Raw genomic sequence first — 10,040 nt, forward strand, 5'->3', positions numbered from 1 at the left:
GCGGCAGGATGCGCGCGACCTGGTCCGGCGTGGGGGTGGATTCCATGTCCGCCAGCACCGCGCGCATGGCCGCGTCATCCAGCGGCGACAGGGCCAGCACCCGGCAGCGGCTGCGGATGGTGGGCAGCAGCCGTCCGGGCACCGATGTGGTCAGGATCAGGATGGCGCGTTCGGGCGGTTCCTCCAGTATCTTGAGGATGGCGTTGGCCGCCGTGCGGTTCATGTATTCCGCGCCATCGACAATCACGACCCGCCAGCCCCCTTCAGCCGCCGTGCGGCGCAGGAAGGCGGATATGGGGCGGATGTCATCGCCCACGATTTCACGGCGCGGGCGGTGGCGTTTTTCATCCATCCCGCGCGCGATCACCAGCAGGTCGGCATGCGTGCCCGCGGTAACGCGGCGGCCCACGGGGCTGTCATGGTCCTGCGCGCCCAGCAGGGTACGTGCCATCATGAAGGCCATAGTGGCCTTGCCAATCCCCTCCGGCCCGGTCAGCAGCCAGGCATGGTGCAGCCTGCCGGTGCGGATGACCGACAGGAATTCCTGCCACGCCACGTCATGCCCCAGCAGGCGGCGACAGGCGCGTGGATCAGGCATTGCCCGCCCGTTTCAGGTACGGGCCGACGACAGCGCGGATGTCGTCGCGCACCGCGTACATCGGTGCGCTTGCGTCAATGCGGCGGCAGCGCGTGGCGTCACGCCGGGCAATCGCGTCGAACCCGGCCGCGACACGGGCATGGAACGCGGTGTCCAGCGCTTCATACCGGTCGGTGCGGCCATTGGCGCGTTCCGCCATGCGGGCGACGGCAATGGCGGGTGGCACCTGCAGCACAAGGGTCAGGTCGGGCACCACGGGCACCAGCGCGCGCAGGTGGGCGATCATGTCCAGCAGCGCGGGATCACCATCGCCCAGCCCATGCCCCTGATAGGCTTCGGTCGAATCGCTGAAGCGGTCGCATATCACCACCTTCCCCGCCGCAAGTGCCGGGGCGATACGCCGGTCAACATGGTCGGCACGGGCGGCGAAATGGGCCATGACCTCGGCCCGGGGCGACAGGTCGTGGCCGCCAAACAGCAGGAAGTCGCGCAGCGCCTCCGCCCCCGGCGTGCCGCCCGGCTCCCGCGTCAGGTCCACATCCAGCCCGAGGCCGCGCAGGTGGTCGGCCAGCAGGCGGGCCTGCGTGGACTTGCCCGCCCCCTCGCCGCCTTCAAACGTGATGAACAGCCCGGACATGGCCTAGCCGTGTCCCAGCTTGCGACCCAGCACGGCCGAGGCCCGGCCCATAAGCCCCAGCCGTGGCACCGCGGCCCCCGCGACCAGCGGAATGCGGATTTCCGCAAGGCCCGTATTGGCAATGACCATTTCACCCAACTGCTGCCCCGCCGCGACCGGCGCGGGCACGGGGCTGCGGTAATCCACGCTGACATGCACCCGGTTCTGCCAGCCATGGGGCAGCGTAAGCGTCACGTCACGGGTCGCGACCAGCGGCACGGTGGGCGCCTGCCCCAGCCAGACCGGGGCGTTGTCCACCACCGCGCCGTTACGGATCAGGGTCGCGTTTTCAAAATTGACGAATGACCATTCAAACAGCCGCTCACCCTCATTGGCGCGCGCGTTGCTGCTGGGCAGGCCGTTGATGGCCATGACAATGCGGTTGCCGCCGCGTTCGGCGCTGGCGCACAGCCCGAAGCCACCGGCGTCGGTATGGCCGGTCTTCAGCCCGTCGGCCACGCCCCGGACCACCAGCGCGTTGCGGTTTTCCTGCGATATCCTGTTGAAGGTGAAGCTGCGTTCGGAAAAGAAATGATAATATTCGGGGAAATCGTGGATCAGGTGCATGGCGATGGTCGCGACATCGCGCGCGGACATGTAATGCCCGTCCATCGGCCAGCCCGTGGCGTTCAGGAAATGGCTGTTGGTCATGCCCAGCTGTGCAGCCTGCGCATTCATCATGCTGACGAACTGGTCTTCCGACCCTGCGACGCCTTCGGCCAGCACGATGCACGCATCATTGCCCGACTGGATCACCATGCCCTGTATCAGGTCGGACACCGCGACGGACCCATTCAGGGGCACGAACATCTTCGACCCCTGCATGCGCCATGCCTTTTCACTAACCGGCAGCGACTGTTCCAGCGTCAGCCTGCCGGCACGCAGCATGCCGAACACGACATAGGCCGTCATCATCTTGGTCAGCGATGACGGCGGCATGCGCTCATCCGCCGCCTTTTCCAGGATCACGGCGCCCGTGGTGTAATCGACAATGCACGCCCATCGCGCAATGGTGTCGATCGGCCCGATCAGGCTGTTCGCCGGGGAGGACGGGATCGCGGGTTCGGTCGCGGCGGGCATTGCTGCGGGATGGCGGCGGCGGCCCGCGGCCCATGCCGGGGTGGATACAAGAAGGCTGGTGGCCCCAGCCAGAAGGAAACGTCGGGTGTGCATTGCATCCTTGGTCCGGTAGGTGCCAGCCGGGCGCGCGGCCATGGCTGGCGTGACAGGGTCCGTCACGCGATTTCGTTCCCCAGCAGGCCAACGGCCAGCGCATAGAAATCAGATGGATTGTAGCGACGGATCGCGGCGAAATTACGATAGACCATGAAGGCTTCGCCCCCCGGTCCGTCGGGGCGCAGGACGGCGCCGGTATCGGCCGGCCGTTCAAAGGGCGCGCCGCCCATCTGCCGCACGCCCATCGCCATCCATTCCGCCAGCGTGCGGGTCTGGGTGCGGCCCAGCGCGGACTGCGCCACGGTATCGGGCACGATCACCTGCTGGCCCCAGCTTTCGCCCCCCACCCAGCCGGACCCGGCAAGGTAGTTGGCGATGGAGCCGAACACGTCCGGTATGGAATGCCAGATGTCGCGCCGCCCGTCGCCATCGATATCGACGGCGTATTTCACGTAGGCCGAGGGCATGAACTGCGGCTGCCCCATGGCGCCTGCGTAACTGCCGGTCATGAGTTCGGGCGTGATGTCGCCCGCATTGAGGATGGCCAGCGCGTGGAACAGCTCGTCATGGAAGAATTTCGCACGCCGTCCCTCGAACGCCAGGGTACACAGCGCATCCACCACCGCGAATTTGCCCGTCATCGCGCCATAGCCCGATTCCAGCCCCCATATGCCCATCACCGCGCCGGCGGCCACGTCGTAGCGGGTCAGCACCTGCTGTTCCAGAATCGCGCGCTGCTGCGCGAAGGCGGCGCGGCCATCCGCGATCTTGCGCTGGGTCAGCACGCGGTCACGGTACTGCGCCCATGTCAGGTGGAATTCCGGCTGGTTGCGGTCACGCTGTATGACCTGCATGTTCGGCGCGGACAGCGCCAGCGCCCGGGTCACGGCATCAGCCGTCAGCCCCTGACGAATCGCATCACGCCGCACGGTGGCCAGGAAGGTGGCGTAATCGCCACCCCCCGTGGCGGACGCGGCCGCATGGTGCGCCGCGCGCGCGGGCATGAGCCATGAGGCACCAGCCCCGGCAAGGGAAGCGGCGGCGACATGAAGAAGGCGGCGACGTACAAGCATTCCGAATGCTGTGCCACGGCCTTGCCCCCGTTTCAATGTCTGACTTGCATCCATATCAATGTCTGGCCGGGCCGCACAGGGCGCGGGCATGGCCGTGTACACGCTGCGACACAATTTCGCGTTTGTGACGGCAGGCGAAGCATGTCACAAGAACGCCCGTCGTCATTTCCCGTTGGCCGCTTATGGCCAATGTTTTCCACGCCCGCCTGCCGGGCCGACTGAAGGGCTTGTGCTTGCGTAGTCACGGTTTTCCCATCCCGCCCGGTCGGGACACGCTGGAACTGCGCGCATGCCCACGCTGACCGCCTACCTCATGGCGGCCGGGGCGTCGCCTGTCATGCAGGGGCTGGCGATCATCATCGGCACCTTCATACTGGAAGACGCCGCGACCATCATGACCGCCATGCAGGTGCGCACCGGGCATGTCGATCTTACGGTGGCGCTGGTGGCGCTGTATATCGGCATTGTCGTGGGGGACATGGGGCTGTACGGCATGGGCAGGCTGGCGGCGCTGTGGCCACCGGCGCGGAAATGGATCACCCTGCCCGGCGGCGCGCAGGAAGGGCAGTGGTTCGACCGCAACGTATTCCGCATCGTGTTCATCAGCCGTTTCGTGCCCGGCGCGCGCTTGCCGCTTTACACCGCGTGTGGTTTCTTCCGCGCACGGTTCGGGCTGTTCTGTATCGCGGCGGTGCTGGCGACGCTGATATGGACATCCATGCTGTTCCTTGTCTCACTGCGGGTGGGGCAGTTCCTGATCGACCATCTGGGGACATGGAAATGGGCAGGCATGGCCGGTTTTGTCCTGACCATATTCCTGATCAGCCGCATGATCGCACGTTTGCAAAGTAATGAGACCCGATGACCGACGTAACCACAGCCATTGACAGCAGGCCGGACAGGCAGGCCGGGGGCCCTACGGTTTCCGCGTTTGAATTCTGGCCGGGATGGATCTTCTACACCCCCATCGTGCTGTACTGGATCATACTGGGGCTGTGGCACCGTGATTTCAGCCTGCCCACCGCCGCCAACCCCCGGATCGAGACCGGCGGCCTGTGCGGGGAAAGCAAGAGTTCGATCCTGGACATGGCGGGAGATGTGGCCCGTAAGTGGATCGCCCCCTATGCCGTACTGACCACGGGCCGTGATGACCTGCCGCGCGCACTGGCGGCGATGAAGGGGGCAGGCCAGTCCTTTCCCGTCGTGCTCAAGCCCGATATCGGGTGCAATGGCACCGGCGTGCGGATCATGCGCGATGAAGACAGCCTGCGTGCGGGTCTGGCCGCATTCGGCCGCGACGTGCCGGTCATGCTGCAGCACCTGATCCCCTACGGGCACGAGGTCGGTCTGTTCTACATCCGCCACCCCGATGAGGCGGACGGCCGCATCACCTCCCTGACCTACAAGGAAGTGCCGTGCCTGACGGGTGATGGCACCTCCACGGTGGAGGAACTGATCCATGCCGATGCCCGCACCCGCCTGGTCCCCCACATCTACCTGCCACGACTGAAGGCGCGCCTGAATGAAATCCCGCCAGCGGGCCAGTTACTGCCGCTGGTGTTCGCGGGCAATCACTGCAAGGGCTCGATCTTCCATGACCGCGCGGTGGACATAACACCCGAACTGCAGGCACGCGTGAACACCATCATGCGCGACATTCCCGATTTCCATTTCGGCCGGATCGACGCCAAGGTCCTCAGCCTGGCCAGCCTGCGCAAGGGCGAGGATTTCCAGATCATCGAAATCAATGGCGTGGGGTCCGAGGCCACCCATATCTGGGATGCCCGCACCACCCTGCGCGATGCCTACATGACGCAGTTCATGCATTACCGCGAAACCTTCCGCATCGGCGCGAAAAAGCGGCGCGAGGGATGGAAAAGCAGCGGGGCGATGGCCATGCTGCGCGCGTGGCTGCGCCAGCGCAGGCTCATGGCGTCCTATCCGATGAATGACTGAGTGCCGTGGCCTGCCCGCCTGCAAGCTGCCTGAAAGCAACCCGACGATAAAAAACAACAAGATTTATCGGGTGCCGCCTTTTTCACAAAGGTGGCGTTGCCGGAGCGCGTTCTGAAAAAGGGCCGCACCCAGCAACTTTATTGTGATTGCACGATATTTCCTGACCTGGCTTTTCAGGCCACCTTTCAGTCGCTGGGCAGGCCGCCATTGCCGAAGATGTAGTTGCTGACCTGCTGTTCCAGGCTGAGCGGTTCACGCGTATTTGTAATGACCGCGCCGGGTTTCAGCCTGTCCGCGGATTGCCCCGGCTGCACCAGCAGGGCCGTGTCCGCCGTAAGCGTCGGGCTGCCGATCGACAGGGTTGTATCCGTCGGCAGGGACAATGTACGGTCCAGCGTGAAGCCCACATTGGCCATGTAGGTTGCCGGATCCAGTGCAATGGATGTCACGCGCCCGACGGGCACGCCGTCCATGTCCACATTGGCCCCCACTGCCAGTCCGTTCGCCGAAATGAAGCGCGCCATGACAGGGTAGCGATCCTGTGATCCGCCGCTTTGCGAAGCGCGGGCATAGACACAGAACCCTCCCGCAACCAGAAGGACAAGCCCGCTGGAGATGATCGCGCCACTTTTTTGCCTTGCCATGACGGCTCCCTGCCCGATGCGCTCACGCACCATCCCGAAATCTGCCGCAATGACGGGCGATGTGGGATCAGCGCTATGCCTTGCCTTATCTTTTCATCCTACTGCGTCATGGACGGGCGGACAATGACACTCATTCAAGCTATTATCATTGCAATCATTCAGGGTTCCACAGAACAGTTTCCCATAAGCAGTCTGGGGCACGCGGCCATCGTGCCCGCCCTGCTGCATTGGCCCGTTGACCTGCATGGGGAAATGTTCCTGCCCCTGCTGGTCATGCTGCATCTGGGCACATGCGCGGCCCTGCTGGTTTTTTTCTGGCGCGACTGGGTGGCGCTGTTCACCGGGGCAGTCGGGCGCCATGGTGTCAACGTACAGATGGACAGCATCCGCATCCTTGCGCTGCTGGTTGTCGCCACCATTCCCGCCGTGGTGATTGGCGGGCTGTGTGAACACGCCATCCGCAGCCTGTTCGGCACGGCGCGGTATGCGGCTGTTTTCCTGACGCTAAACGGCGTCATGCTGCTGCTGGTGGACCGGATGCGCGCGGGGCTGCTGTCCACCAGCAACAGATCGCTCGCCTCCCTGGGTTTCGGGGAGGCCCTGGTGATCGGCCTGTTCCAGTGCCTGGCCTTCTTCCCCGGCCTGTCGCGTTCGGGGGCGTGTATCGTGGGGGGCCTGCTGCGCGGGCTGTCGCATGAAAACTCGGCACGGTTCGCCTTTCTCATGGCGCAGCCGGTCATCCTGGCCGCCACCGTGCTGGAGGCGCTGAAACTGCGCCACGCCCCGCCCCAGCCCGAACAGATGCACATGGCGATCATCGCATCCATCGTGGCCGGTGTCGTCGCGCTGGTCTGCACCGGTATCCTGATGCGCTATTTCCGCGACCATGAAGACTGGGCGCTGCGCCCGTTTGGCTGGTACTGCATCGCAGCCGGCGCGGCCGCGTTCGTTTACCTGTCGTTCTGAAAAATTGACAAAAGGCTGTTTGAAAACACCTGACTGATAAAAAACAATAAAAGTTTTCGGGTGCCGCCTTTTTTCAATAAGGCGGCATTGTTGGAAGCTTTTTGAAAAAAGCTTCCCCCAAAACGTCTTTATGGTTCAGGGGCGTGGTCAGCCGTGGCCCTGCCCGCCGTCGGTCATGCTCATGCCGCCACCGCTCGTGCCGCTGCGCGGGCCTGTATAGGCACCGGGCGGCGGACGTTTGACGGGCGGCGACAGCATGCCCGGATCGCCCATCACATCCAGCCCCGACACCGACGCCACGTGCGATATGCGGTCACGCGGCAGGGCCTCGGGGCATTCATCACGCAGGAAGGCGAGGATCTGTTCACGGATCTCGCACCGCAGGTCCCAGCTCTGCATGGCTGAACGCGCACTGGCGATCACGCGGATCGTCATGACATGGGCGTTGCAGTCCGCCACCTGCACCGCGAATTCCTTACCGTCCCATAACGGGGCGGAATGCACGATTTCGCGCAGGCGTTCACGGATGCGGTCCATGGGCGCGTTGAAATCGACATACAGGAACACCACGCCAATCAGGGCCGCAGAATTATGCGTCCAGTTCTGGAACGTATTTTCCAGGAAATACGAAATCGGCACGATATGCCGCCGCCAGTCCCATACCCGCAGCACGACATAGGTGGAGGTGATTTCCTCCACCCACGCCCAGTCGCCATTGATGATGATGAGGTCTTCCATGCGGATGGGCTGTGTCATGGCGATCTGCATGCCCGCGAACAGGTTGGTCAGCAGCGGGCGGGCCGCAAGACCGACCACCAGTGACGCCGCACCGGCGGACGCGAACAGGCTGAGGCCATACTGCCGCACCGGCTCGAACGTCATAAGCGCGGCGCCCACGGTCAGCAGGCCGATCAGCAGGTCGGTCGTGCGTCGCAGTACACGCACCTGCGTCATGTGGGTGCGCAGCAGGATGTCGTCCTTGTCATCCTTGCCATTGATCCGCTTGAGATATGCATCGGACAGGATGCGCGTGGCGACCACGGCTGCATAACCCAGCATCAGCACGAACAGCACCACCAGCGTATGCGTGGTGGCCTGCATGATGTCATAGGGCAGGCCCGATACCGGCAGTGCCGTGCCGACAAACATGATCACCAGCATGATGCGCACGGGGCGCTGCATGGCCATGGTGAAGGAGCGCACGAACGCCCCGCGTTTCTGCCCCGGTATGCGCAGGATCAGTTTCGTGATGAACCGGCTGAACATCTCCGCCACCAGTCCCGCCACGCACAGCATGAGTATGGAGGACAGCAGTCCCGGCAGCCACCCGAAGAGGTGCCGGATCTTGGTCAGGAGCGCCAGGAATTCTGTTTTCACGAAGGATGCATAGCCTTTTCGGGTTGTTTACGGATTATGGGCGGGGCCACCAGTAGTACCCCCTGTTGGGGGGGCGTGACAAATCAATGGGGTTTTCGGATCTTTTCATCCCGGTTTCCAAAACACGGGTTGACTTGCCCCGACAGCGCGGGTATTCCGCACTCATCCTAACGCGATGGCGGTGTAGCTCAGCGGTAGAGCAGGGGAATCATAATCCCTTGGTCGGCGGTTCAAATCCGTCCACCGCTACCATCTGCGTTAGGATTGATTTCCCTTACATTTTTAGACTTTTTCAGGACCGTCATACGGGTCTGTCGCAAGCTGTTTTAGCACTCTGCGATCCCCTGTTTAGCACTCTCCTGCTCTAAACGATAACGAGTGGCCTTTGTTGCGGCATTGTGTGCCCGCTGTTTCTGGTGGGCTTTACGCACATGGTGGCCGGTAGTAACGCCGTGATCTCATGTTCAGGTCATGCCGGCAGGGCAGCACGATATGCCTGCCTTGACTGACCCGATTGATTGTCTGTCAGACGCCCTGCCCCGGACTGGATACCCGTTATCGGGGCGGTTGGCTGACGATGCAGGGGGCCGCGCTGACGCGGCGTCCTGCCCCCGGTGGCTTTTGCCCTTCAGATCACGGGCTTCGCGGTTATGAAATTGAACGAGCATGACGCGCCACGATAGGTCATGCAGGCCGGGCTTTCAGCGCCACCGTCAATGTTGCCTGCCCCGTCAAGCTTCATGGTGATGTCGCGGCGCTGCCCATTATCCGTGGCGACCAGTTTCATGCCGGTGGACGTACGCACGGCCTTGCCTCCCACGGTGCCAGTGCCTAATCGACCTTGCGGAACTTCAGTTCAAAATTGTCGCCCTCACCAATCGCCTGATATTTTGCATGATCGACAGCGCCGAGCGCATAGGTGGGCGGTAGCGTCCAGACCCCCTTGGGCCAGTCCGTCGTATCTTTGGGATTGGCCGCGGCTTCCGATGTGCCGATCAGTTTGAATCCGGCGCGTTCGATCAGCGCGATTGCGTAATCCTGCCGGACATAGCCGCTTGCGGCATCGGGGTCCTGTGGCCTGGTCGGGCGGGCGCGATGATCCTCGACACCGAAGATACCGCCGGTCCTGAGCGCCTTGTGAACAGCCGCCAGCAGTTCGGGCGCATCCTTGTCCTGCATCCAGTTATGAAGGTTGCGGAAGGTCAGGATCACGTCGGCGGTGCCCGCTGGCGCCAGGTCAGGATGCGCGTGCCCGAACTGCGTATAATGAATACGGTCATAAAGGTCAGGATGCGCATTGATCCGGGCCTTCATCGCCGCGGGCCAGTCGGCATATTCACGCTCGACCTCCGTCCCGTCCGGCACGCCCATCGCAGCATAATAGACGCCTTTGTCCCGCAATAGCGGCGCCAGGATTTCAGTCCAGTAGCCGCCGCCCGGCCATATCTCCACCACCGTTGATCGTGGCGTGACACCATAGAACGACAGCAGTTCATACGGATGCCGCGCCCCGTCGCGCGCCACCAGATCGGGGGTGCGGGTTGACGCGGTTACCGCCGCGCGCAGGGGCGGGC

11 protein-coding genes and 1 tRNA gene are annotated in these 10,040 nt (G+C 63.5%); 4 read left to right on the top strand and 8 right to left on the bottom strand.

Annotated elements, in window-relative coordinates; genetic code table 11:
• From F1542_RS05615 to F1542_RS05630, 4 genes are all read right to left on the bottom strand, one after another.
• Positions 1–598 (bottom strand): AAA family ATPase (locus tag F1542_RS05615; protein WP_193732177.1); only part of this gene is annotated, 598 nt, incomplete at its 3' end.
• On the bottom strand, positions 591–1,235 hold the full coding sequence (tmk, locus tag F1542_RS05620; RefSeq protein WP_193732178.1) for a dTMP kinase: 645 nt from the start codon (positions 1,233–1,235) through the stop codon (positions 591–593). The genes F1542_RS05615 and tmk, both read right to left, overlap by 8 nt.
• Before the next feature lie 3 nt (positions 1,236–1,238).
• Positions 1,239–2,513, bottom strand: coding sequence for a D-alanyl-D-alanine carboxypeptidase family protein (locus F1542_RS05625; protein WP_193732179.1), 1,275 nt, complete (start codon positions 2,511–2,513; stop codon positions 1,239–1,241).
• Complete coding sequence (locus tag F1542_RS05630) at positions 2,510–3,523, bottom strand: lytic transglycosylase domain-containing protein (protein WP_193732180.1); 1,014 nt, start codon at positions 3,521–3,523, stop codon at positions 2,510–2,512. Before F1542_RS05630 ends, F1542_RS05625 begins: the two co-directional genes overlap by 4 nt.
• Positions 3,524–3,812: 289 nt before the next feature.
• On the opposite strand from F1542_RS05630, the gene F1542_RS05635 reads away from it, so the two are divergent.
• Together F1542_RS05635 and F1542_RS05640 are read left to right on the top strand one after the other, a co-directional pair.
• Positions 3,813–4,388: a DedA family protein gene (locus F1542_RS05635; protein WP_193732181.1), complete on the top strand. Its 576-nt coding sequence runs from the start codon at positions 3,813–3,815 to the stop codon at positions 4,386–4,388.
• On the top strand, positions 4,385–5,479 hold the full coding sequence (locus tag F1542_RS05640; protein ID WP_193732182.1) for an ATP-grasp domain-containing protein: 1,095 nt from the start codon (positions 4,385–4,387) through the stop codon (positions 5,477–5,479). The genes F1542_RS05635 and F1542_RS05640 overlap by 4 nt, the downstream gene beginning before the upstream one ends.
• Positions 5,480–5,664: 185 nt before the next feature.
• On the opposite strand, the gene F1542_RS05645 is transcribed toward F1542_RS05640, so the two are convergent.
• Complete coding sequence (locus F1542_RS05645) at positions 5,665–6,123, bottom strand: MlaD family protein (RefSeq protein WP_193732183.1); 459 nt, start codon at positions 6,121–6,123, stop codon at positions 5,665–5,667.
• 123 nt (positions 6,124–6,246) lie between these two features.
• Here F1542_RS05645 and F1542_RS05650 point away from each other — a divergent pair, with 123 nt between their 5' ends.
• Positions 6,247–7,089, top strand: coding sequence for an undecaprenyl-diphosphate phosphatase (locus tag F1542_RS05650; RefSeq protein ID WP_193732184.1), 843 nt, complete (start codon positions 6,247–6,249; stop codon positions 7,087–7,089).
• Positions 7,090–7,236: 147 nt separating this feature from the next.
• On the opposite strand, the gene F1542_RS05655 is transcribed toward F1542_RS05650, so the two are convergent.
• Positions 7,237–8,466, bottom strand: coding sequence for a mechanosensitive ion channel family protein (locus F1542_RS05655; protein WP_193732185.1), 1,230 nt, complete (start codon positions 8,464–8,466; stop codon positions 7,237–7,239).
• A 177-nt stretch (positions 8,467–8,643) separates the two neighbouring features.
• Here F1542_RS05655 and F1542_RS05660 point away from each other — a divergent pair.
• A tRNA-Met gene (locus tag F1542_RS05660) sits at positions 8,644–8,718 on the top strand.
• 376 nt (positions 8,719–9,094) lie between these two features.
• Here F1542_RS05660 and F1542_RS05665 read toward each other — a convergent pair.
• Together F1542_RS05665 and F1542_RS05670 are read right to left on the bottom strand one after the other, a co-directional pair.
• Positions 9,095–9,286 (bottom strand): hypothetical protein, encoded by a 192-nt coding sequence (locus F1542_RS05665; RefSeq protein ID WP_193732186.1) that lies wholly within the window; start codon positions 9,284–9,286, stop codon positions 9,095–9,097.
• 11 nt (positions 9,287–9,297) lie between these two features.
• Positions 9,298–10,040 (bottom strand): class I SAM-dependent methyltransferase (locus tag F1542_RS05670; RefSeq protein WP_408886240.1); only part of this gene is annotated, 743 nt, incomplete at its 5' end.

Origin of the sequence: Komagataeibacter sp. FXV3, from assembly GCF_015155755.1 — a bacterium.
In the GTDB taxonomy this organism is placed as follows: domain Bacteria; phylum Pseudomonadota; class Alphaproteobacteria; order Acetobacterales; family Acetobacteraceae; genus Komagataeibacter.